Origin of the sequence: Deinococcus sp. JMULE3 (assembly GCF_013337115.1) — a bacterium.
Lineage (GTDB): Bacteria > Deinococcota > Deinococci > Deinococcales > Deinococcaceae > Deinococcus.
Genome location: NZ_SGWE01000004.1, coordinates 2,002,769 through 2,024,235, shown reverse-complemented (window position 1 = coordinate 2,024,235; position 21,467 = coordinate 2,002,769). Strand labels below are relative to the sequence as shown.

Below are 21,467 nucleotides of genomic sequence, written 5' to 3'. Positions count from 1 at the left end.
GGTACCACCCGGCAGGGAGCGGCGGGGTGAACCCTGTCCACCTTCCGCCGGGGTCCCCCGTCAGCGGTCAGCGGCGGATGTTCACGATGGTCACGCCGTGCCCACCCTGGTTGGGTTCGGCGTCGTGGAAGGATTCGACTTTCTTGTCGTTCTTCAGGTATTCGCGCAGCAGGCGGCGCAGGACGCCCTGGCCCTTGCCGTGCACGACGCGCAGCGGGGTTTCCTTCAGGGCGTGCGCCTCGAGAACGGCGGTGCGGAGTTCCTCGACGGCTTCCTCGACGCCCATGCCGCGCAGCTGGAGTTCCTTCAGAGCGGCGGTGGGGGCGGTGCCGGTGAAGCGCGGGCCGCGCGTCTTGGGTGCCTGGGGTTTGGCTTCCTGCTTGAGGCGCACGTCGCGGCGTTTCACGCCGACCTTCATGACGCCCAGCTGCACGACCAGGTCGTCGCCGCGCAGTTCCAGGACCTGCCCGGTGGCGTTGTACGCGGGGACGTCCACGCTGCTGCCCACCCGGATGGGATCGCCGCGGTCCTCGCGGGGGGCGGGTGCGGGGCGGGTCTTCTGCGCGGCGACGCGCAGTTCGCGGAGTTCCTGCATGACGCGCGGGCGGGCGCTGTCCTCCTGCGCGCGGGCCCGCAGCGTCCGGACGCGCTCGACGGCGTCGGCGTACAGGGATTCGGCCTTCTGGCTGGCCTCGGCGAGCATCTCGTTGCGGCGGGCCTCCAGGGTCTCGCGCTCCTGGCGGACGCGGCCCAGTTCGGCCTCGGCGTCGCGTCTGGCAGCGGCGGTGGCGTCCAGCTGGGCGCGCAGGTCGGCCCGTTCGCGTTCCAGGCCTTCCAGCATGCGTTCCATCAGGCCCGCGTCGGGTCCCAGGAGGTCCTCGGCGCGGCGCAGCACGTCTGCCGGGAGGCCCATGCGCTGCGCGATGGCGAGCGCGAAGGACCGGCCCGGCTGCCCCACCTGCAGCACGTACGTGGGGGCCAGCGTTTCGACGTCGAAGCCCATGCTGGCGTTCTTCAGGCCCGGCGTTTCCAGCGCGAACAGCTTCAGGGGCGAGAGGTGCGAGGTGATCACGCCGCGCGCGTCCTGCGTGAGCAGGCACTCGATCAGCGCCTGCGCGAGTGCCGCGCCCTCGTTCGGGTCGGTGCCGCTGCCCAGCTCGTCCACGAGGACCAGCGTGTCCGGCGCGGCGTGCCGCAGCACGTAGCGCAGGTGCTTGAGGTGAGACGCGAAGGTGGACAGGCTCGCCTCGATGCTCTGCTCGTCCCCGATATCCACCAGCACGTCCCGCACGACCGGCAGCCGCGCACTCGCCGCCGCGACGTACATCCCGCACTGGTGCATCAGCACCGCCAGACCCAGCGTCTTGATGGTCGCGGTCTTGCCGCCCATGTTCGGCCCGGTGATCAGCAGCAGTTTCGTGTCCCCCAGCGCGAGGTCGTTCGCGACCGGGTTCTCGATCAGGGGGTGGCGCACCTCGCGCAGGTCGTACGAGCCGTCCTCGACCTGCTCGGGGCGGTTCAGGCGCCAGTCGCGCGCCAGTCGCGCCTTCGCGGCGATCAGGTCCAGTTCGCCGATCACGGCCAGCGTCATCGGCACCGCCGCGTCGGAGGCGAGCAGGCCCGACAACTCGGTGAGGATGCGGCGCACCTCGGCCTCCTCGTCGAGAATCAGGCGGGTCAGTTCGTTGTTCAGCTGCGTCACCGCCGCCGGTTCCACGAAGTACGTCTGCCCGGTCGCGGACGCGTCCACGATGATGCCCTGCACCTGCCCCACCCGGCTGGCCTGCACCGGCAGCACGTACCGGTCGCGGCGGATCGTGACGATGTGCTCCTGCAGCACGTCCGCCCACTTGTCCAGCGTCGCCGCCAGCCGCTCACGGATACGGCCCCGCAGCGGCTCGATGCGCTTACGCAGGTCCCGCAGGCGCGGACTGGCATCGTCCCGCACGCCCCCGTCGCGGTCCAGGGCAGACAGCACCCGCCGCACCAGTTCACTGTGATCCCCCAGGTCCACCGCGAGTTCCCGCAGCGGCCCGCGCGAATTCGCGCTGATGGCCCGCTTGACGGTCATCGCGCCGTCCAGCGAGTACGCCGCGTTCAGCAGTTCCTGCCCGGCCAGCACCCGGCCCTCCCCGGCGCGGGCATGCAGGTCACGGATGTCCTGAATGCCACCCAGGCTGAGACTCACGCCGAACAGCGCGTCCTCGAGCTCATCGAGTTCCCGCGCGATCCGCCCCGCGTCATCCGACGGGCGCAGGGCCCGCGCACGCTCGGCGCCCAGCGTCGTGGCACTCCGCTCCGCCAGGGCAGACAGGACGCGAGGAAAATCAAGGGCGGACAGGGCGCGGGCATCGAACGACATCTCAATGAGGAGCATAGCGGCCCCCGCCCGGAATGACCGTGCGCCGAGTGGCTTAGAAAGCCTTATCCCAATTCCCTCTGCACCTCTCCCCCGTCTACCCTTACCCTGCACGCATGAAACTCGCCGAGGCCCTGATCACCCGCGCCGACCTGCAGAAACGCGCCGCGCAGCTCGAGGAACGGCTCGTGAAGAACCTCCTCGTGCAAGAGGGTGAGGCGCCCGCCGAGGACCCCCAGGCGCTGCTGCGCGAATTCATGGATGTCACCGCGCAGCTGGAGGCCCTCCTGCCACGCATTCACCGCGCGAACCTCAGCGCCACGCTGCCCGGCGGAGAGACCATCACGGACGCCCTGACCCGCCGCGACCTGCTCGACCTGCGCCTGAAGGTCCTGCGCCGCGCCGCCGCCACCGCCAGCGAACGCCCCACCCGCTACAGCAACAGCGAGGTCCGCATCCTCTCCGCGCTGCCCGCCCGCGACCTGCAGGCGCAGGTGGACACGCTGGCCAAGGCGCGGCGCGAACTGGACACGCAACTGCAACAGGCGAACTGGTTGACGGACCTGCCCGAGTAAGCCCACACTGCCGCTCGGGGACGGCCGCGCGGGCGGAGACCTACCCCGCAGCGGGGAAAAGGCTGCACCCCTGAAGACGCCGGGGCGGCGTCGCCGGACCGACCGGCCCCACCGGGCACGCCCAGCACCCTGCACCCCTCACCCGGCACCGCGCACCCCTCACGACCACGGCCTCGACGCCGGTCCGCCCCCACCCCCGCCCTCCGCACCCCGGAGCGGCGGGGGTCTTCTGCGGCCGTCACGCCCGCGCGGGAACCCGGCCGCGCCGGGCGCGTACCTGGGGACATCCCCCAGGAGGTTCCATGACCCAGCGACCCACCCCCACACCTGTCCGCATCCGCCTGCCCCGCCCGCTCGGGGCGCTGCTGGGCCGCCTGATCGCCGCGCGCACCATTCAGCCGGGCGCGGTGGTGCCGCCGCCCGCCGCGCTGAACGTCACGCGCCGCACGCTGCTGTCCTTCAAGACCGAGGCGTGCGCGGCGTGCGACACGCTGGACGTGTTCCTGGGTCAGCTGGCGCACGCGCACGGCCTGGACCTGCGCGTGATCGACGCGCGGCGCGGCGACCTGCCCCCCCACGCGTACGGGGACGCGCTGCACCTCGACACGGACGGCAGCCTGCGCCGCCCGTACCGCGTGCACGCCTTCCCCACCCTGATCCTGACCGGCCCGGACGGGCGGATCGAGGCGGTCGTCACCAGCGTGCCCGAACAGGACGCGCAGGCCAGCGTCACGCGGGGCCTGGGACTGGCCTGACACAGGACTGATTGGATTCCAAACCAGACGGTGTCACCCGGTGGCCCCCTCACCCTTCCGTCGCTTCGCGCCTCCGTCCCTCTCTGCTGCGCAGCTCTCCGAGTCCCACAAGGGAGAGGGAACAACGGAACGCGATCACGTTGGATGCGAATCACTTCAATCCCGCATGAGATCGGCACGGGCGGCGTCCAGGGCGTCCATGAAGGCGCGGGGGTCGTCCACGCTCAGACTGACCGCCTCTGTCACCTGTGGCCGCCCAAGGAACCCGTACAGCGTGACGGGCCGCGCGAACTGCAACGTCACGTTCGCGCGTGCCTGACGGTGCAGGGGCAGCACGCCCGCCTCACTGGGCGCGCCCGCCTGCACCTGCGCGATGTCACCCAGGGCCACGCTGCCCGTCCAGAGCAGCCCGACGTTCAGGTGCAGCCGCTCGCCCAGCACCACGCCCCGCGCCCGCAGCGCCCGCAGCGCCCGCAGCTGCCCCGCGCACCACAGCACGCCCAGCACGTTCACGAGCAGATGCACCAGCGCCGCCCGCTCATCCCGCGCCGCCAGCAGAAAGTGCACCGGCACGGCCTCCAGGACGCTCAGGAAGATCAGCAGCGTGAACTCCGCGCCCGCCCCCGTGGACGACCGGAACGCCGCGCCGCGCGGCCCGCGCGCCCGCCCCAGCAGGTGCGCCCACACCGCCCCCTCCCACGCCAGCCACGCGCCCAGGCCCGAACGGGGCGTCACGCGCGACCACGACACGATCCGCCGCTCCAGGCCCTCCAGCCGCGCCGCGCCCGCCGGGAGGGGCCGCGTCAGGCCGAACACCACCACGCCCAGCCCCACGGGCACCAGCGCCGCCGCCACCGGCCACCACCCGCGCGACAGCGGCAGCAGCAACCACGCCACCAGCACACCCCGCACCAGCACCCACGCCAGCCCCTCCGGGTGCCGCTCGCCCCGCAACCGCGTGCGGGACGCGATCAGCGCCGCACTCACCGTCAGGTCGAACAGCGCCAACCCCACCAGCCAGGGCCGCACCTCCGGCGGCACCCGACCCGCCAGCAGGAACACCAGCGCCACCGTCACGCCCGGCAGCACCCACTCCGCATTCAGCCGAAACCACGCCCGCCCCGCCACCGGAACTGCCAGCATCACGCCCCCCTTCAGGACGCCCGAAAACAGGCTCCTGCACACCTTATGAAGTACGCCCACCGTACCCGGCCAGGGGGACCGGATTGTCCCGGCGGTCAGTAGCAGTCCCAGTAGTAGACGACGCGGGTGAAGTCCCCCTTCCTCAGATCGTCCGGCTGGATAAAGAAGTTCATGATCCCCACGTCGCCGAACACGAAGCCCAGGTCCTCATTGGAGGCCAGCTGAAAGAGCAGCTGATGCGGCTGCCCGGCGTTTCGCGGATCTAACTGCCTGAAGGCCGGATAGCCACCGATCTGGTCCAGGGTCGGATGCACGGCGGCACACGCCTCCTGATACACGTCGTGCAACTGTTCGCCGAGGACATATCGATCCGGTGTGAGATCTGTCCAGTTGAGCGCCGCGCGGAAATTTCGATCATCCGGCGAGATGGGAAGTTCGACCAGCGTCCCGGTCATTCTCAGCTCGACAGGCCGGATGAATGGACCGTCTTCTGGTTCCTCGTACGGCGGTACATCGGCACGCAGGAGCGCTGGGTCTTCACCAGGATGCTCGTGAAACACGACGCGGTAGGTGTCGTACACCGGCGCATCTTCGACGCTGAAGTGACAGCCCAGCCACCCCAGATCTCCACCCACGAAAAACTGAAGGATCCCTGCGTCCGGAAACCCTGGCAGGTGCGGCAGCTGCGCAAAATTGATCTGTGCCAGGAAGTGCAGCGGGCGACCGGCGGGGTCGGCAGGCCACTCCATGTCCAACGGACGGTACGGCACCCCACCGACCTTGCTGTCCCAGGGAGCAGTCGCTTCCGCATGGAAGGCCAGAGCCGTCACCGGACGGATCGTCGATTCAATCTCGGCCCGCCGGTCCTGCAAGGCGTCGGGCACCTCAAATCGGCGCGTCACTCCTCTCCTCCGTCCCCGTGCGCGTCCCTCAGCTTGCGCCAGCGTTCGGTGACGCGGGCTTCCCAGCCTTCGCCGGTGGGGGCGTACAGGTCCAGTTGCACGCCGTCGGGGAGGTAGTCCTGCTGGAAGCTGCCTTCGGGGTCGTCGAAGTAGTACGCGTAGCCTTTGCCATAGCCCTGCTGGCGCATGAGGGCAGTAGGGGCGTTGCGCAGGTGCAGCGGAATAGGCAGACTTTCTCCGTCGCGGACGGCGTTCAGGGCGTTCTTCCACGCGACGTACACAGAGTTGCTCTTGGGGGCCAGGGCGAGGTACACGACCGCCTGTGCCAGCGCGAGGTCGCCTTCGGGGCTGCCCAGGAATTCGACGGTGTCGCGCGCGGCAATGCAGAGGCGCAGCGCCTGCGGGTCGGCGAGGCCGATGTCCTCGGCGGCCATGCGGACCACGCGCCGCGCGACGTACAGGGGGTCGGCGCCGCCCTCGACCATGCGGGCCAGCCAGTACAGCGCGCCGTCCACGTGGCTGCCGCGCACGCTCTTGTGCAGCGCGCTGATGAGGTTGTAGAAGTCCTCGCCGTTCTTGTCCATCTGCGGCAGGTGCCGCCCGAACGCCTCGGTGATCGCGCCTTGCGTGACGGGGTTGCTGAGGGTGCTGGCGACTTCCAGGGTGCTCAGGGCGCGGCGGGCGTCCCCTTCCGCGAGGCGCGCGAGGAGGTCCAGCGCGTCCGGCTCGGCGGTCACGCCGCTCAGGCCGCGCGGGTCGGTCAGGGCGCGGTCCAGCAGGCCGCGCACTTCTTCCGGCTTCAGGGCCTCGAGGACCAGCGTGCGGGCGCGGCTGCGCAGGGCGGGGTTCACCTCGAAGCTGGGGTTCTCGGTGGTCGCGCCGATCAGGGTCAGCAGGCCCGACTCGACGTGCGGGAGCAGCGCGTCCTGCTGCGCCTTGTTGAACCGGTGAATCTCGTCGAGGAAGAGGATGGTCTTCTGCCCGCGTCCGCGCAGGCGTTCGGCCTCGGCGGTGGCGTCCCGGACGTCCTTCACGCCCGCCGTCACCGCCGACAGGGGGATGAAGTGCGCGCCGACCTCCCCGGCCAGCAGCCGCGCCAGGGTGGTCTTGCCCACGCCGGGCGGCCCCCACAGGATCAGGCTGCCCAGCCGCCCGGACCCCAGCACGCGCGTCAGGGGTTTGCCGGGGCCGAGCAGGTGCGTCTGACCCACGACCTCCGCGACCGTGCGGGGCCGCAGGCGTTCGGCGAGGGGAGCGGGCGGGTCGAACAACGTCACCCGCGCAGGATACGGGCGGGACGCCGGGGTGAATGGGAGGCAGCGCGCGGTGCAGGAGCGGCACAATGGCCGCATGGACGACACGCTGCGCCACCAGATCGACCTCGCCGCCTTCCCCGCCGACGTGCAGGTCACGCACGTCCCCGGCCCCGGCGTCGTGCTGCGCGCCACGCAGGGAGGGCGCGGCCTGGAACTCCAGGTGACACCCGACGCCCAGCGCATCTACGGCGAGGGTCCTGCCCTGTCCGCCGCCCTCGCGCAGCTGAAACAGGCCGCCGCGCAGGGCCTTCCCGAAGCGCACCCGGACGGCAGCTTCGAGCGGCTGGTGTTCATCGGGGACTGACCGCCGCGTGAACCCCTCAGTCGACTGCGCCGACAGCTCCCCTCAAGGGGAGCCAGGAGTTCACGTCGCGTCAGCGGGAGCCTCGTCCAGGCCGCGCAGCGCCCAGCGCAGGCCCAGCGCCGTCAGCACGCCGATGACGGCCAGCGTGAACCATGGCAGCGCCGGGACGCCCAGCCGAGCGCCCATGTCCACCAGCGCGCCGCCCAGGACGCTGCCCACCGCGCCCCCGACGCCCAGGCTGATGGCGGAAAACCCGAAGTAACTGCCGACCAGTGCGGGCGGCGCGAAGCGGGCGGTCAGGGTCTGCTGGGTGGGGTACACGGTCATGGTGCCCAGCGAGTACAGCGCCACGCACGCCAGCAGCGCCGGGAAGGTGGTCGCGACGCTCATCAGGCCCAGGCTCAGGCCGACCAGGGCCACTGCCACCACCAGCGCCGTGCGGGTGGGCAGATAGCGTTCCACGGCGCGCAGCAGCGGGTACTGGAGGATCACCGCCATCCCGGCGGACAGGCCGTACAGCGGGCCGGTCGCGCCGTTCCCCGCCAGTGCAATGGCTTTCAGGGTGACCGCCACGTTGATCTGCGTACTCAGGATGAAGTACCCGATCAGGACCAGCGTGAACCGCCGGAAGCGCGTATCCAGCGCCGCGACGCGCAGTCCGTCCAGGCTGCGGCCCGCGCCCCGCTGCGGGCGCAGGTGCGGCAGGGTCACCGCCAGCACCAGCGCCGCGAGCAGGTACACGCTGGCCGCCGCCAGCGCCGCCGAGCGGAACCCCAGGCCCAGCAGCGCCGCGCCGATCAGCGGGCCCGTCACCATCCCGGCGTTCCCGGACAGGCTGGTCAGGCTGAACATCCGCGTGCGGTGCTCCTCACGCGTCACCTGCGTGATGGCGGCGCTCTTGGGCGCGTCGAACAGGCCGCCGCCCACCCCGGCCAGCACCGCCGCCGCGAGCAGCACGCCCAGCGAGTCCGCGAAGCCCATCCACGCGAAGCCCGCCGTGCGCAGCAGGCACCCCGCCAGGATCAGCGGTTTCGGCCCCAGCCGGTCCGACCACGCCCCGCCGAACACCGTCAGGCCCTGCTGCGTCAACTGCCGCAGGCCCAGCACCAGCCCCACGCTCGCGGCACTCCAGCCCAGCCCGCCCCGGCGACCGAACCGCTGAAGTGCACGGTCACCAGCGGAATCACCGCGAAGAACCCACCCCACATCAGGAAGTTCGACGCGATCAACCCCGCCTGCGCCGCCGACACCCGGAACGGCGCGGGCTCCGGCGCGGGCGGCGGCGCAGACGGGATCACGGACACGGGCGCACTCACGCCGCGCAGGCTACACCCGCCCCGCGCGCCCCGGGGGTACGCTGTCCCGCATGAGCAGCCTGTCTCCCCTGGCCCCCGGCGTTCACTTCCTGCCGGGCGCGGTGAATTCGCTGGTGCTGGAGGACGGGCGAGGTGGGGCGCTGCTGGTGGATACCGGCCTGGACGACGGGCACGCGCGGAAGCTGCTGCGCGGCCTGACCGAGCTGAACCTGACGCCGACGGGGATTCTGAATACGCACAGTCACGCGGATCATCACGGGGGGAACGCGTTCATCCTGAAGAAATTTCCGGAGTTGAAGGTGTTCGCGCCGCCGCTGGAGGACGCGATCATCACGCACCCGATCCTCGAACCGATCGGGCTGTTCGGGGCGCGGCCCCCGAAAGAGTTGCAGTCGAAGTTCCTGCTCGCGCCGCCCAGTCCCGCGCGGCTGGCCCCCGAGCCGGGCCTGACGCGCATCGGTGGGGTGAGCCTGGAGTTGATCGAGGTGGCGGGGCACGCGAGCCTGATGTACGCCGTGCGGGTCGGCGGCGTGCTGTACGCGGCGGACGCGCTGTTCGGGCCGGAGGCACTGGCGAAGCACCCGCTGGTGTTCTGCCAGGATTCGGCGCTTCAGAAGGAGGCGGCGGCGCGGCTGGGTGAACTGGAGGGCGTGGCGGTGACCCTGCCGGGGCACGGTGACCCGACCGGGGACCTGCCGGGGCTGGTCGCGGCGAACCTGTCGGCGCTGGAGCGCGTGACGGACGCGGTGCGCGCGGCGGTACGCGTGGGCGAGGCGGGGGTGGATGACCTGCTGGCGCGCGTGTGCGACGGGCTGGGCGTGACCATGTCGAACGCGGGCGCGGTGGTCCTGAACCGCGCAGTGGTGAGCGCGCACCTGACCGAGCTGCTGGAACGCGGCGAGGTGGGCCTGCGCGTGGTGGGGAACCGGCTGGTGTTCTTCCCGGAAGCGTAAAGGTTTCCCGTATGGGCGCGTGTGGGGGCGCGGGGGTACGGTGACCGCATGACCAAGAAGAGCAAGGCCGCCCCGAAGAAAGCGTCCGCCCCCGAGAAGAAGGCGTCCGGGAAGGCGACGGGCGCCGCGAAGGCCGACGCCGCGCACCTGAACACCACCAACAACGCGCTGGTGGACCACGCGTACCTCTCGGAAACCGAGTTCGGGACGGTCGCGGAGACGCTGCAGCGGAACCTCGCCACGACGATCAGCCTGTACCTGAAATTCAAGAAGTACCACTGGGACATCCGCGGGCGGTTCTTCCGTGACCTGCATCTCGCGTACGACGAGTTCATCGACATGTTCTTCCCCGCCATCGACGAGCAGGCCGAGCGTCTGGTCGCGCTGGGCGGCAGCCCGATCGCCGCGCCGAGCGACATCGAGCGCTTCAGCGTCGTGAAGGTCCCCACCGAGACGGTCCGGGACGCGCGCACGCAGGTGGCGGATCTGGTCGCGGACCTGACCCGTGTCGGAAAAGGTTTCCGGGACGACAGCCAGACGGTGGACGACGCGAACGACCCCGCGACCGCCGACATGTACAACGGGTACGCGGCGACCATCGACAAGATCCGCTGGATGCTCCAGGCGATCATGGACGACGACCGGATGAACTGAGCAGTTCAACGCGGATGGCAGATGGCTGAAAGCGAAGGGCCTCTGCCATCTGCACTCCTATGCCGAAGTTCGATTACTCCCTGAATTACGCGGAACTGGACCTGCGCGCGCATCCGGAGCTGTACCGGGTGGGCGTGGGGGAGCAGGGCGTGCTGCTGGTGCAGCCGTACAAGTCCGAGATCCTACCGCACTGGCGGTTCGCGACGCCGGAGGTGGCCCGCGAGAGCAGCGAGGCGATCTACGGGATGTTCCTGGCGTACCTGGGGGCGGGGGATTTCGTGGGGGCGGACATGGCGCGCAAGTTCCTGCAGATGGGCTTCACGCGCGCCCGGCGGTACGCGAATCACCGGGGCGGGAAGAAGTACGAGGGGCCGGTCCCGGAGGGCAGGAAGGGCCAGAGTGGCGCGCATGGCCGCGCGGAGCGGCCCCGTGATCCGGAGGACCCGGTGAAGGCCGAGTCCGCCCGGATCTTCAAGGCGCGGTGGGATGAGGCGGAGGCGAACGTGGAGTACGCGCGGCTGAAGCGGGAGCACAGGGCGCGCTTCGGGTAGCGCACGTCCAGTCGCCCAGCCCAGCAGCGGTCAGCGGGCGCCGGGCAGGTCGGCGGGCGTGTTCACGTTGCGCAGCAGGGCCGGGTCCACGCCGGGCACGTGCCGGACGTGCGGGGCGGTCACGGCGAAACGCAGACGGCGTTCGCCCGCGTCGAGCAGGTCGGTGACGTGGGCGCGCAGGCTGGTGTGGTACAGCGCGGCGAGCGGCTGGGGGCGTTTCAGTCCGTCGAGGGCCTGCACGCCGAGCACGCCGGGTGCGCGGGCGGCGAGCAGGGTGTCCCAGTACTCGCGGGTCAGGCAGGGGAGGTCCACGCCGGTGAAGGCCACCCAGCCGTCCGGCGCGGCGTTCAGCGCGGCTTCCAGGGCCGCCAGGGGGCCCTCGCCGGGGCGGGTGTCGGGTGTAACGCGCCAGCCGGGCACCTGATACCGGCCCTCGGGCGCGATGATCAGGCGCGTGGCGGCGTGGTCCAGGGGCGTGCAGGCGCGGTTCAGCAGGGTGCGGCCCTGCCAGGTCACGAGGGCCTTGTCGCTGCCGAAGCGGCTGGAGCGGCCCCCGGCGGTGACGACGGCGGTCACGTCTGCCCAGGGGTCCGTCATTCGCGTGGTCCGCTCTGGCGTTCGAGGAGGCGCAGCGCCCACGCGACCAGGCGGGGGCCGGGGCGGCCGTAGGGGGGGTACAGGAAGCGCACGGGGCTGCGGGTGGGTTCGGTCAGGACGGCGCGTTCGTGGCTGAAGGTGCGGAAGCCGTGCTCGCCGTGGTAGTTGCCCATGCCGCTGGGGCCGACCCCGCCGAAGGGCAGGTGCGGGTTGCTGAGGTGCACGACGGTGCCGTTCACGACCATGCCGCCGCTGGTGGTCTCGCGCTGCACGCGGCGGGTGACGGCGTCGTCGCCGCTGAACAGGTACAGGGCCAGGGGGGCGTCCAGGCGGCGGATGAGGTTCAGCGCGTCGTCCAGCGAGCGGTACGTGACGACCGGGAGGACCGGGCCGAACAGTTCCTCCTGCATCAGGGGCATGTCGGGCGTGACGTCGGCCACGACGGTCGGTGAGATGAAGCGCTCGGCGGGGCTGAATTCGCCGCCCAGCACGATCCGGGCGCCCATCTGCACGCTCTGGCGGGTCAGGTGGTGCAGGCGCTCGACGCTGGCGGCGTCCACCATGCGGCCGTAGTCGGGTCCGGCGCGCAGCCACGCGCGGTCCCCGTAGCGGCGGGCGATGACCTCGTCCAGGCGCAGGATCAGCGCGTCCCGCTGCGCCTCGGGCACCAGCACGTAGTCGGGGGCGACGCAGGTCTGCCCGGCGTTGAGCAGCTTGCCCCACGCGAGCCGTTCGGCGGTCAGGTTCAGGTCGGCGCTGCGGTCGATCAGGGCGGGGCTCTTGCCGCCCAGTTCCAGCGTGACGCTGGTCAGGTTGGCGCTCGCGGCGCGCATGACGTGCTTCCCGACGGCGGTGCTGCCCGTGAAGAAGATGTGGTCGAAGGGCAGTTCGGTCAGGGTGCGGGCGGCGTCCGCGTCACCCTCGACAACCGCGACCAGCGCGGGGTCGAAGGTGGCCTCCAGCAGGTTCCGCAGCGCGCGGGCCACGTGGGGGGCCTTCTCGCTGGGTTTCAGGATCACGGTGTTCCCCGCCGCGAGGCTGGCGACCAGGGGCGCCAGGGCGAGGTTCACGGGGTAATTCCACGGGCTGAGGACCAGCGTGACTCCGCGCGCCTGCGGCTGGATCTCGCTGCGCGCACCCGCCAGGACGACCGGGGTGTCCACGCGCCGGGCGGCCATCCAGCGGGGCAGGCGGCGGATGGCGTGCTGGATTTCTTCCAGGACGGGGTGCAGTTCGGTGATCTCGGCCTCGGCGCGGCTCTTGCCCAGGTCGGCGCGCAGCGCGTCGGCCAGGGGCACGCGGTGGGCCTTGATGGCGTCATGCAGGCGGCGCAGGATCGCCTGCCGCTGCGCGGGGGTGCTCTGTGCGGCCGTCCAGCGGTGCGCCCGTTGACGCTCGAACAGCGCCTGGAGATCGGTGGGAAGCGTCTGGGTCTGCGTCATGGTCACACCTCTGCGTGCGGGGGGCGGGAACGGGCGGCGGGGTTTGCACCCAGTATAAGTCTGCACCTGCCCTTCAGGCCCCCTTCAGTGACCCGTCACAAAGCGGGCCGCCTGACACTCTGCCGCGCACCGGTCGGCACAGACTGCCCCGTTCAGATCAGTTCAACCAGCTCAGTTCGACGGAGGTTCCACCATGAAGATCCTGCTTCTGCCCGCCCTGTCCCTCGCCCTGGGGTCCTGCGCCATGATGTACGCCCCCATGACCTACACGCTCGCCAAGCAGCCGGCGGGCGGCGCGCTGAACTCCAGCGGCACCGTGACCGTCAAGCGGGACGGCATGACCGTCATGACCAGCGCGATGGTCAGCGGCCTCGCCCCGAACACGTACTACGTGGGCCACTACCACATGCAGGGCACGCCCAACACCGACCCGTGCAGCAGCGGCGGCGCGCCCATCATGAGCAGCAAGGTCGTCGGCATGACCGATGCCATGGGCATGCTGAGCATGTCCGGTAGCGCCTCGGCCAGTGACGTCATGAACGCCACGTACTTCAACATCCACACCGCCAGCGACGCCGCGGGCACCCCCGCCGACGCGGGCGTGACCTGCACCAGCGTCAAGATGTAAACCCAGCACCAGAGAGGAGGGGGCCAGAGGAATCACACCTCTGGCCCCCTCCTCTTGCAACTTTCAACCATCAACCATTCCCCTACAGCCCCAGCATCTCGCGGTAACTGCTGATCAGCGTGCCGCCCCACAGCAGCGCCACGACGGCGCCCAGCGCGAGGAACGGCCCGAACTTCACGCGGTTCTCGCTGCGCAGGGCCAGCTGCGCCACGCCGAAGATCGCCCCGGCGAACACCGCGACGACCAGCGCCAGCAGCAGCCGCTCCCATCCGAGGAACGCGCCGATCACGGCGGCGAGTTTCACGTCCCCGAAGCCCATGGCGCTGGCGTCCACGTTCGTGTCGTCGCTGGCGCCGTCGTCCTCGCGGTGGCGGCGCCAGTGAATCCACCAGTACACGCCGCAGGCGAGCGACACCGCCCCGGCGGCGGCCAGCGCACCCTGCACCATCAGGATCATGCCCGGGCCGTACCCGGCGCTGCCGAGTGTCACGCTGACGAGAAACCCGCCCAGCGTGAGCAGCTCCGGCACGCGGATCACGCGGCGGGCCGCGACGTTCACCAGGGCGGACAGCAGGCCCACACCGGCCCCCCACCACGGGCCCAGCCACGCGCCCGCGAGCAGGCCGAGGCTGATCTGCTGGTACCCGATGGGGAATTCCGGCCAGGACCGCTCGCGGAAGCGGCGCATCACCCACGACCCGAACTGGTTGATCGCCACGACCACCCCGGCGCCCAGCAGCGCGCCCTGCACCGCGCCCGCGAGGTCCGGGAGGCCCTCCACGCCCGCGCGGCCGTTCAGGACGCCGAACAGGACGCCCAGCGCCACGCCGGGCAGGGTCAGTTCGTCGGGAATGGTGTACGTGTCCAGGTCGATGGCACTGCCGACCAGCAGCAGGGTGAACAGGACCATCAGCCCCAGCGCGCCCCAGCCGACCGTCAGCGGGGGGAACAGCGCCGCGATGGCCGCGTACCCGATGCCGGTCAGGAGTTCCACGACCGGGTAGCGCGCCTTGATCGGAGCCTTGCAGTAGCGGCACTTTCCGCCCAGGCTCAGCCAGGAGAACACGGGCACCAGATCGAGGACGCCCAGGCGGTGGTCGCAGTTCGGGCAGTGGCTGGGCGGGAACGCGATGTTCTCCCCGCGCGGCAGCCGCCAGATGAGCACATTCGAGAACGAGCCCACCAGCAGGCCCAGCAGCCCGGCGAAGATCACGAGAAGGACGTCAGGGGTCACCCCGGCAGTTTAGGGAACATTCATCACACGCGTCTTGCGGTCCGTCACGGCAGGCCGCCTACACGGTCACGCTCCCAGCGTGTGCAGCGCGTCCAGCCACGCCCGCAGGAGCAGCGGCACCCACGTCACGCCATCGGGCAGCGGCGCGGAGGCGTGCGGGAGGTTCAGGCGGGCGATCTCGGCTTCCAGGGCGCGCAGGGCCGCCTCGACATCCACGTCGCCCTTCTCGCCCGGTGGGATCAGGGGAGTGCGGGTCAGCTCAGCGGCGCGTTCCAGGTCCGCCCAGGTCAGGCGGTACACGTCCTCGTAGATGAACGACACCTGCGGCTGGCCCGGCGTGTCGGCCGTGAAGCGCACCGGGGGGCGGCAGTCGCCGTCGGTGATCGACACCTTCGCGCGGCACTGGGTGCATGTGAACCCGCCCACGTACCCGTAGCGGCTGCCCACGTACCGCAGCGCCTCATGCGGCGTGAAGGTGCAGTTCGGGCAGACCGTGAAGATCGGCACGTCCAGCAGCCACGTCGTCGGCGGCCGCCCCGTGCGGTTGCCGGGTCGATTGAAGTGCAGTCGGATCACCCCCGCAGTCTCCCCCATCCCCGCGTGAGCTGCCGCCCGGAAACGGTGAAGGGGCAGGCCACCCAAGCAGCCCACCCCCCCTTCCGTAAGGTAGCCGGGCACAGGACCGCCCGGCCACCGGAGTTCAGTTCAGTGCTTGCCGAAGTGACCCAGCTGCGGCACGTTGGGGCGCCACTCGGGCGTCTCGACGACCTCGCCGTACAGGTCGTACTCGTCGCTGTCCTCGATGCGCACGCGGACGATATCCCCGATCTTCACGGCTCCGGCGAACTCGGCGGCGTACACGTACACCTGTCCGTCGATGCCGGGCGCGTCGCCCTTCGTGCGGCCGATCAGTTTCGTGCCGGGCTGGTCGTCCTCGTCGTCGTTGAACTCGTCGATGATCACGTCCATGACGGTGCCGACCTTCTCGGCGAGTTTCTCGGCGCTGATGCGCTGCGCGACCTCCATGAAGCGCGCCAGCCGCTCCTCCTTGACCTCCTGCGGCACGGCGCCGGGCAGCGCGTTCGCGTCCGCTTCCTCGACGTCGCTGTACGCGAAGGCCCCCACGCGGTCCAGGCGGGCGTCCTCCAGGAACGTCAGCAGCTCCTGGAAGTCCTCCTCGGTCTCGCCGGGGAAGCCCACGATGAACGTCGAGCGGATCACGAGTTCCGGGCAGATCTCGCGCCAGCGGCGGATGGTGTCGAGCTGCTTGCCCGCGCCGGGGCGGCGCATGGCGCGCAGCACCTTCGGGCTGGCGTGCTGCAGCGGCACATCCAGGTACGGGAGGATCTTGCCCTGCGCCATGAGTTCCACGATCTTCTCGACGTGCGGGTACGGGTACACGTAGTGCATGCGCACCCACGCGCCCATCTCCCCGAGTTTCACGGCGAGGTCCGTCAGGTGCGCGCGGACCTGCTCACCCTGGAATTCGGACTCGCGGTAGCGGACGTCCACGCCGTACGCGCTGGTGTCCTGGCTGATGATCATGAGTTCCTTCGTGCCGCCCGCGATCAACCGGAACGACTCGTACAGCACCGCGCCCGCGTCCCGCGACACCTGCAGGCCGCGCAGCTTCGGGATGATGCAGAACGAGCAGGTGTGGTTGCAGCCCTCGGCGATCTTCACGTACGCGTAGTGCCGCGGCGTGAGCTTCACGCTGGGCGCGAACACGTCCCCGTGCCGGGTGTCCTCCCGGGCGGGCTGCTCCGCCCCGGCGCGCATGCCGGGCGCGGCGACCGGCAACAGGCCCGTGAACGCGTCCGTCTCGATGGGCAGCAGGGTCCGCACGTGTCCCATCACGTCGTCCACGGCCTCGCTGCCGGTGATGGCCGCGACCTTCGGGTGGCGTTCCATGATCTTCTCCGGGCGCTCGCCCAGGCAGCCGGTCACGATGACCTTCCCCGTCGCGTCCAGCGCCTCGCCGATCGCGTTCAGGGATTCCTCCACGGCAGGCGTGATGAACCCACACGTGTTCACGATCACGGCGTCGGCGTCCTCGTAACTGGGCGCGACCTCGTACCCCTCCACGCGCAGCTGCGTCAGGATCCGCTCGCTGTCCACCAGCGCCTTCGGGCACCCCAGGCTGATGAACCCCACCTTCCTCGCGCCCGCGGTGGCGGGCTTCACTGCTTCCGTCATGCTCACTCCTCGCCACGCCACACCCGCTCAGGCGGGGGCACGGCATTTCAGCCCGCCACTCTACCGTGACGGGCCGCAGGGGGATGGAACTGGATTACAGGTGGGCGTTTACTGGCAGTTCTGGACGGTCAGCTTCGCGCGTACTTCGGGGCTCAGCGCGAGGTTGCGCGGCAGGAACTGGCTGGCGTTCTGCGTGATGATGCGGCGGGTCTCGTCGCGGGCGGCGGTGAGACGCTGCTCGCTGACGGAAAGGCTGCTGAGGTTCGGCTGCGCGAGGCACAGCGCGCCGTTCTTCACGGTCAGGGTCTTGACCGGAACGGTGTTCGCCTCACCGGGCAGGGGCAGCGCCGCGCAGGTGCTCAGCTTGCCGGTCGGCAGCTTGCCGGTCAGGAAGTACTCGGTGATCGGGCCGTCCACGCAGGCGGTGCCGTAGGGGAACGCGGCGTGCTGCGGCTCGTCGTCGATCATGATCATCTTGGCGCTGGGGGTGCTGTTCAGGGCTTCCAGCGCGCCTTCCTGCGGGGTGGCGGGGTCCAGTTCGTTCTGCAGCATCAGCACGGGCGGCATGTTCGCGGGCAGCGCGGGCTGTTTGACGCTGGGGCCGCCCTTCCAGCCGTAGCAGGGGTTCGCGGCGTCGTACCCGCCGATCAGCGGATAATTCTGCGCGTTCAGTTTGCCCTGCGCGCGGGCCTGGGTCAGGGTGCTGGTCCAGGCGGTGTCGTTGCAGGTGACGGCCGTGAAGGTCGCGCTCGACCCGCTGGCGTCGACCGGGAAGGGCGTCTGCTCGGCCATCATGTCGCGGATGAACAGCAGGTACTGGGCGTTGTCGATGCCCATGCTGTTCATGTCGGGATCGTCGAAGTACGTGGCCTGCGCCGCCAGCGCCATCAGCTCGGGGGTGGTCGCGGTCGGGTTGGCCTTGATCAGGTTGTCCACGACGACCGTGATCTTCAGCAGGACGCCCGCGAAGGGGTAGGCGTCACGCTGGTACAGGAAGCTCGCAATGGTGTTCCCCATGATGCTGCGCAGCGGTTCGGCCAGCCCGTTCTGCGCGGCGTACACCTGCGCGCCGGTGCTGCCCAGTCCGAGCGTGGCGTTCTGCCGGGCGAGGTACGGGGCCATGGCGTCGCGGAAGTCCCGTTCGAACGCGGCGGGTTGCAGGCCGAAGGCGTGCTCCATGCTGGTGTTCCAGGACATGTTGCCGTCGAGCAGCATGCGCCCGGTGTTCTGCGGGAACAGCTTGGCGTACCAGGAGCCGAGCCAGGTGCCGTAGGAGTACCCGATGTAGTTCAGTTTCTGATCGCCCATCAGTTGCCGCGCGAGGTTCAGGTCGCGGGCGGTGGCGTCGGTGTTGATGAACGGGGTCAGCGGGTTCTTCTGGCAGGCCAGCGCGCTCAGGCGGCCGTAGCGTTTCATGGCCTCGAAGTTCGCGTCGCTCTGGTCCTCGGTGGGGGGGTTGATGGGGTCGGCGAGTTCGTTCGTGCCGCAGCTCAGGCGGGTGCTGGCACCCACGCCGCGCGGGGAGAAGCCGATCAGGTCGTACTGCTCGGTCATGGTCTTCAGGTTCGCGGCGCTCGCGGAGGGGTACTTGCCGCCTGCCCACTGGTAGGCGTACAGCGGCGCGAAGATCAGGCCGTCCCCGCCGGGACCGCCGGGGTTGAAGAAGATCGCGCCCTGGCGTTTGGCGGTGTCGCTGGCCGCCACGCGGATCAGCGCGACGCTGGCCTTGCCGGCGGCGAGGTTGCTCCAGTCCATGGGGACGCTCACGTCCGCGCAGGTCAGGCGGGAGGCGACGCTGCCCAGCGCGCCCTGAACGTATTCACTCTGGCTGTCCCAGCCCAGGATGGTGGGGTCGCAGGTCGTCCAGTTCAGTTTCTGGCTGGTGAAGGGGGCCAGGGCGTCGGGGGCAGGCTTGGTCTCGGGGGTCTGGGGGGGCTTGCAGGCGACCAGGGTGGTCGTCAGGGTCAGCAGGGCGAGGGCCGTTTTCTTCATGGTGGTTCCTCCGGTACATGGAGCAGGACGGGTCTTCATGGAACGTGAATGGCACGCTCACGCTGCGACCCGGCCGGAGCGTAGCAGGCACCCCTGTGTGGGTGCGTCCCGAACTGACTTGACTTCCAGCTGAGGCCGTGGTTCACCTCTGTCCCCGCTGGAATGGGTGTCGCGCACCTGATCCACACCCCCTCATGCGCTCGCGCTACACTGCCGGGACATGAATGCCAAGGTGATTGTCGTCACGTCCGGGAAGGGGGGCGTGGGCAAAACCACGACCACCGCGAATATTGGAGCGGCCCTCGCGAAGCTCGGCGAGAAGGTCGCCGTCATCGACGTGGACGTGGGTCTGCGTAACCTCGACGTGGTGATGGGCCTGGAGTCCCGCGTGGTGTTCGATCTCGTGGACGTGCTGGAGGGCAAGTGCCGCATGAGTCAGGCGCTGATCCGCGACAAGCGCGTGGAGAACCTGTACCTGCTGCCCGCGTCGCAGACACGTGACAAGGACGCGCTGGATCCCGAGGTGTTCAAGGGCGTGGTGCGGGATCTGGTGGAGAACGAGGGCTTCACGCGGATCCTGATCGACTCACCGGCGGGGATCGAGTCGGGCTTCCGCACGGCGGCGGCCCCGGCGGAGGGCGCGCTGGTCGTGGTGAACCCCGAGGTGTCCAGCGTGCGTGACGCGGACCGCATCATCGGGCTGCTGGAGGCGCAGCAGGTCAACGAGATCCGGCTGGTCATCAACCGCCTGCGGCCCAAGATGGTCGCCAGCGGCAACATGCTCTCCGAGGCGGACATCCTCGACATCCTGGGCGTGAAGCCGATCGGGATCGTCCCGGAGGACGAGGGGATCATCGTGAGTACGAACGTCGGCGAACCGGCGGTGCTGGGCAAGACGAAGGCCGGGGAGGCGTTCATGGCGACCGCGCGGCGCCTGAAGGGTGAGGACGTCCCGTACCCGAAGTTCGAGGAGGACCGGGGTTTCCTGGCGGCGCTGCGCCGCCTGTTCGGGGGGGCCTGAGATGTTCTCGTGGATGAAACGCGGCCGGACGAAGGAGACGCTGAAGGACCGCCTGGAACTCGTGCTGGCGTATGACCGGGCGCAGATTCCGCCCGGGAAGGTGGACGCGCTGCGCAACGACCTGCTGGAGGTCGTGAAGCGGTACTTCCCGGCGGGGAACAGCAGCGTGGAGATCGAGCAGCGCGGCGACATGGTCGTGCTGATGGCGAACATCCCGCTGGACGAGCCGCCCGCGGGTGGCCGCACCCGCTGACCGCAGGCCTCAGGTTCAGAGTGGCGTCGGGGGCTGACCCTGACGCCTTCTCTTCTGGACTCATGCGAGACGGCAAGCAACTCGGGCTCCCTCGGGGCCACTGGATGAGAGCCGGGCCAGCGGCTCTTAGGTTTTTCTGTGTGCCGGGCTCTACGCTGGGGGGCGTGACCTGCCCCGCCCGGAGTTTCTTGTGAAGTACGACCTGCGTTTCCCCGTGATCATCGCGCTGCTGCTGGTGGCGGGTCTGTTGACGGTCAGCACGGCGGCGCTGTCGCCGCGCGCCTCGGAGGGCATCTTCGTGAAGCAGATGCTGGGGGTGCTGCTGGCGCTGGTGCCGCTGGGGGTGCTGTGGTGGGCGGGCCGGGACCGCATCTACCGCTTCGCGCCGCACCTGTTCGGGCTGGCGCTGCTGCTGCAGGCGAGTACGTTCGTGATCGGCAAGGAGGTGAACGGGCAGAAGAACTGGATCATGCTGGGGCCGCTGCAGTTCCAGCCGCTGGAGATCACGAAACTGGCGTTGATCCTGATGCTGGCGGTGGTGCTGCGCGGGGGTTTCAAGGGGCTGCCGACGTACGCGCAGGCGCTGGCGGTGTTCCTCCCGGCGGTGGCGCTGGTCGTCGTGAACGATTTCGGCGGGGCGATGGTCCTGAGCGTGATGTTCGGCGTGATGCTGCTCGCGGCGCGCGTCCCGTGGTGGCACGCGGCGCTGGCGGTCGTGGCGATCGGCGTGACGGTCCCGACGGTGCTGTTCCCGCACCTGGAGCCGTACCAGCAGAAGCGCCTGACGATCTTCGTGAATCCGTACCAGGATCCGCGCGGGGCGGGGTATCAGGTGATCCAGAGCATCATCGCGGTCGGGTCGGGCGGCGTGGAGGGCAAGGGGTACAAGCAGGGCAGCCAGTCGCACAACGGCTTCCTGCCCGAGGCGCACACGGATTTCGCGTTCAGCACCTGGGCCGAGGAGCAGGGGCTGGTGGGGGCGCTGGGCGTGCTGGCGCTGTACGGGGCGCTGTTCTGGGGACTGGCGGGCATGGCGGCGCAGTCGCCGAGGTTGCAGGATCAGGTGCTGTTCGCGGGCATCCTGGGGCAGATCGGGTTTCAGGTGATCGAGAACATCGGCGCGGCCCTGAGCGTGCTGCCGCTGACGGGCATCACCCTGCCGCTGATCAGTTACGGCCTGAGCAGTCTGGTGTCCACCCTGACGACGCTGGGCGTGGCGTACGTGGTGTACCGCGACCGGCTGGACGGGCAGATCTGACCCGGACGACTGGGCTGG

Annotated in this window: 22 protein-coding genes; 10 read left to right on the top strand and 12 right to left on the bottom strand. The window is 70.2% G+C overall.

Annotated features, from left to right (window positions below; translation table 11 throughout):
* Positions 1-67 precede the first annotated feature (67 nt).
* Positions 68-2,362: an endonuclease MutS2 gene (locus EXW95_RS12720; protein WP_174367753.1), complete on the bottom strand. Its 2,295-nt coding sequence runs from the start codon at positions 2,360-2,362 to the stop codon at positions 68-70.
* 113 nt (positions 2,363-2,475) lie between these two features.
* Between EXW95_RS12720 and EXW95_RS12715 the strand changes: the two genes are divergently transcribed.
* Both EXW95_RS12715 and EXW95_RS12710 read left to right on the top strand, forming a co-directional pair.
* Entirely contained in the window at positions 2,476-2,934 is a 459-nt protein-coding gene (locus EXW95_RS12715) for a DIP1984 family protein (protein ID WP_174367752.1), read from the top strand.
* Positions 2,935-3,236: 302 nt separating this feature from the next.
* Positions 3,237-3,689 (top strand): hypothetical protein, encoded by a 453-nt coding sequence (locus tag EXW95_RS12710; protein WP_174367751.1) that lies wholly within the window; start codon positions 3,237-3,239, stop codon positions 3,687-3,689.
* A 156-nt stretch (positions 3,690-3,845) separates the two neighbouring features.
* Here the strand turns inward: EXW95_RS12710 and EXW95_RS12705 are convergent, their stop codons facing one another.
* The 3 genes from EXW95_RS12705 to EXW95_RS12695 all read right to left on the bottom strand — a co-directional run bounded on the left by EXW95_RS12705 (position 3,846) and on the right by EXW95_RS12695 (position 7,011).
* A complete protein-coding gene (locus EXW95_RS12705; RefSeq protein WP_174367750.1) occupies positions 3,846-4,832 on the bottom strand; it encodes a hypothetical protein in 987 nt (328 codons plus the stop codon).
* A gap of 95 nt (positions 4,833-4,927) precedes the next feature.
* Positions 4,928-5,734 (bottom strand): DUF1963 domain-containing protein, encoded by an 807-nt coding sequence (locus EXW95_RS12700; protein ID WP_174367749.1) that lies wholly within the window; start codon positions 5,732-5,734, stop codon positions 4,928-4,930.
* Complete coding sequence (locus EXW95_RS12695; protein WP_174367748.1) at positions 5,731-7,011, bottom strand: replication-associated recombination protein A; 1,281 nt, start codon at positions 7,009-7,011, stop codon at positions 5,731-5,733. Before EXW95_RS12695 ends, EXW95_RS12700 begins: the two co-directional genes overlap by 4 nt.
* A gap of 73 nt (positions 7,012-7,084) precedes the next feature.
* On the opposite strand from EXW95_RS12695, the gene EXW95_RS12690 reads away from it, so the two are divergent.
* Positions 7,085-7,354 (top strand): hypothetical protein, encoded by a 270-nt coding sequence (locus EXW95_RS12690; protein WP_046843986.1) that lies wholly within the window; start codon positions 7,085-7,087, stop codon positions 7,352-7,354.
* 60 nt (positions 7,355-7,414) lie between these two features.
* Here the strand turns inward: EXW95_RS12690 and EXW95_RS12685 are convergent, their stop codons facing one another.
* Positions 7,415-8,470 (bottom strand): MFS transporter, encoded by a 1,056-nt coding sequence (locus EXW95_RS12685; protein ID WP_371810051.1) that lies wholly within the window; start codon positions 8,468-8,470, stop codon positions 7,415-7,417.
* Complete coding sequence (locus EXW95_RS21380) at positions 8,440-8,670, bottom strand: hypothetical protein (protein WP_371810050.1); 231 nt, start codon at positions 8,668-8,670, stop codon at positions 8,440-8,442. The genes EXW95_RS12685 and EXW95_RS21380 overlap by 31 nt, the downstream gene beginning before the upstream one ends.
* Positions 8,671-8,720: 50 nt before the next feature.
* On the opposite strand from EXW95_RS21380, the gene EXW95_RS12680 reads away from it, so the two are divergent.
* Genes EXW95_RS12680 through EXW95_RS12670 form a run of 3 tightly spaced genes read left to right on the top strand, consistent with a single transcriptional unit; the run spans position 8,721 to position 10,828 of the window.
* Entirely contained in the window at positions 8,721-9,623 is a 903-nt protein-coding gene (locus tag EXW95_RS12680) for an MBL fold metallo-hydrolase (RefSeq protein ID WP_174367747.1), read from the top strand.
* Between the two features lie 48 nt (positions 9,624-9,671).
* A complete protein-coding gene (locus EXW95_RS12675; protein ID WP_174367746.1) occupies positions 9,672-10,277 on the top strand; it encodes a DNA starvation/stationary phase protection protein in 606 nt (201 codons plus the stop codon).
* A gap of 59 nt (positions 10,278-10,336) precedes the next feature.
* Positions 10,337-10,828, top strand: coding sequence for a DUF4385 domain-containing protein (locus tag EXW95_RS12670; RefSeq protein WP_174367745.1), 492 nt, complete (start codon positions 10,337-10,339; stop codon positions 10,826-10,828).
* 30 nt (positions 10,829-10,858) lie between these two features.
* Here the strand turns inward: EXW95_RS12670 and EXW95_RS12665 are convergent, their stop codons facing one another.
* The gene (locus EXW95_RS12665) at positions 10,859-11,425 is read right to left on the bottom strand and encodes a molybdenum cofactor guanylyltransferase (RefSeq protein ID WP_174367744.1); all 567 of its coding nucleotides are present in this window, start codon (positions 11,423-11,425) and stop codon (positions 10,859-10,861) included.
* The gene (locus EXW95_RS12660) at positions 11,422-12,867 is read right to left on the bottom strand and encodes an aldehyde dehydrogenase family protein (RefSeq protein ID WP_174367743.1); all 1,446 of its coding nucleotides are present in this window, start codon (positions 12,865-12,867) and stop codon (positions 11,422-11,424) included. The genes EXW95_RS12665 and EXW95_RS12660 overlap by 4 nt, the downstream gene beginning before the upstream one ends.
* A 193-nt stretch (positions 12,868-13,060) precedes the next feature.
* Here EXW95_RS12660 and EXW95_RS12655 point away from each other — a divergent pair, with 193 nt between their 5' ends.
* A complete protein-coding gene (locus EXW95_RS12655; RefSeq protein ID WP_174367742.1) occupies positions 13,061-13,495 on the top strand; it encodes a superoxide dismutase in 435 nt (144 codons plus the stop codon).
* Positions 13,496-13,577: 82 nt separating this feature from the next.
* Here EXW95_RS12655 and EXW95_RS12650 read toward each other — a convergent pair whose 3' ends face one another.
* The 4 genes from EXW95_RS12650 to EXW95_RS12635 form a co-directional block, all read right to left on the bottom strand.
* Entirely contained in the window at positions 13,578-14,729 is a 1,152-nt protein-coding gene (locus EXW95_RS12650) for an A24 family peptidase (protein WP_174367741.1), read from the bottom strand.
* Between the two features lie 66 nt (positions 14,730-14,795).
* Positions 14,796-15,305, bottom strand: a complete 510-nt coding sequence (locus tag EXW95_RS12645) for a hypothetical protein (protein WP_174367740.1) — start codon at positions 15,303-15,305, stop codon at positions 14,796-14,798.
* A 129-nt stretch (positions 15,306-15,434) separates the two neighbouring features.
* Positions 15,435-16,925 (bottom strand): 30S ribosomal protein S12 methylthiotransferase RimO, encoded by a 1,491-nt coding sequence (gene rimO / locus EXW95_RS12640; protein WP_174367739.1) that lies wholly within the window; start codon positions 16,923-16,925, stop codon positions 15,435-15,437.
* A 108-nt stretch (positions 16,926-17,033) separates the two neighbouring features.
* Complete coding sequence (locus EXW95_RS12635) at positions 17,034-18,917, bottom strand: alpha/beta hydrolase (protein WP_174367738.1); 1,884 nt, start codon at positions 18,915-18,917, stop codon at positions 17,034-17,036.
* Between the two features lie 220 nt (positions 18,918-19,137).
* Between EXW95_RS12635 and minD the strand changes: the two genes are divergently transcribed.
* From minD to EXW95_RS12620, 3 genes are all read left to right on the top strand, one after another.
* The gene (gene minD / locus EXW95_RS12630) at positions 19,138-19,938 is read left to right on the top strand and encodes a septum site-determining protein MinD (RefSeq protein WP_174367737.1); all 801 of its coding nucleotides are present in this window, start codon (positions 19,138-19,140) and stop codon (positions 19,936-19,938) included.
* Position 19,939: 1 nt separating this feature from the next.
* Positions 19,940-20,191, top strand: a complete 252-nt coding sequence (minE, locus tag EXW95_RS12625; RefSeq protein ID WP_174367736.1) for a cell division topological specificity factor MinE — start codon at positions 19,940-19,942, stop codon at positions 20,189-20,191.
* A gap of 190 nt (positions 20,192-20,381) precedes the next feature.
* Positions 20,382-21,449 carry an FtsW/RodA/SpoVE family cell cycle protein gene (locus tag EXW95_RS12620; RefSeq protein WP_174367735.1) on the top strand — a complete coding sequence of 356 codons (1,068 nt, stop codon included), beginning with the start codon at positions 20,382-20,384 and terminating at the stop codon, positions 21,447-21,449.
* Positions 21,450-21,467: the final 18 nt, after the last annotated feature.

Excerpts from the sequence above, each read along its gene's own strand:
- EXW95_RS12720 (WP_174367753.1), bottom strand. The coding sequence starts at position 2,362 with ATGTCGTTCGATGCCCGCGCCCTGTCCGCCCTTGATTTTCCTCGCGTC.
- EXW95_RS12715 (WP_174367752.1), top strand. The coding sequence starts at position 2,476 with ATGAAACTCGCCGAGGCCCTGATCACCCGCGCCGACCTGCAGAAACGC.
- EXW95_RS12710 (WP_174367751.1), top strand. The coding sequence starts at position 3,237 with ATGACCCAGCGACCCACCCCCACACCTGTCCGCATCCGCCTGCCCCGC.
- EXW95_RS12705 (WP_174367750.1), bottom strand. The coding sequence starts at position 4,832 with ATGCTGGCAGTTCCGGTGGCGGGGCGGGCGTGGTTTCGGCTGAATGCG.
- EXW95_RS12690 (WP_046843986.1), top strand. The coding sequence starts at position 7,085 with ATGGACGACACGCTGCGCCACCAGATCGACCTCGCCGCCTTCCCCGCC.
- EXW95_RS12680 (WP_174367747.1), top strand. The coding sequence starts at position 8,721 with ATGAGCAGCCTGTCTCCCCTGGCCCCCGGCGTTCACTTCCTGCCGGGC.
- EXW95_RS12675 (WP_174367746.1), top strand. The coding sequence starts at position 9,672 with ATGACCAAGAAGAGCAAGGCCGCCCCGAAGAAAGCGTCCGCCCCCGAG.
- EXW95_RS12670 (WP_174367745.1), top strand. The coding sequence starts at position 10,337 with ATGCCGAAGTTCGATTACTCCCTGAATTACGCGGAACTGGACCTGCGC.
- EXW95_RS12665 (WP_174367744.1), bottom strand. The coding sequence starts at position 11,425 with ATGACGGACCCCTGGGCAGACGTGACCGCCGTCGTCACCGCCGGGGGC.
- EXW95_RS12660 (WP_174367743.1), bottom strand. The coding sequence starts at position 12,867 with ATGACGCAGACCCAGACGCTTCCCACCGATCTCCAGGCGCTGTTCGAG.
- EXW95_RS12655 (WP_174367742.1), top strand. The coding sequence starts at position 13,061 with ATGAAGATCCTGCTTCTGCCCGCCCTGTCCCTCGCCCTGGGGTCCTGC.
- rimO (WP_174367739.1), bottom strand. The coding sequence starts at position 16,925 with ATGACGGAAGCAGTGAAGCCCGCCACCGCGGGCGCGAGGAAGGTGGGG.
- EXW95_RS12635 (WP_174367738.1), bottom strand. The coding sequence starts at position 18,917 with ATGAAGAAAACGGCCCTCGCCCTGCTGACCCTGACGACCACCCTGGTC.
- minD (WP_174367737.1), top strand. The coding sequence starts at position 19,138 with ATGAATGCCAAGGTGATTGTCGTCACGTCCGGGAAGGGGGGCGTGGGC.
- minE (WP_174367736.1), top strand. The coding sequence starts at position 19,940 with ATGTTCTCGTGGATGAAACGCGGCCGGACGAAGGAGACGCTGAAGGAC.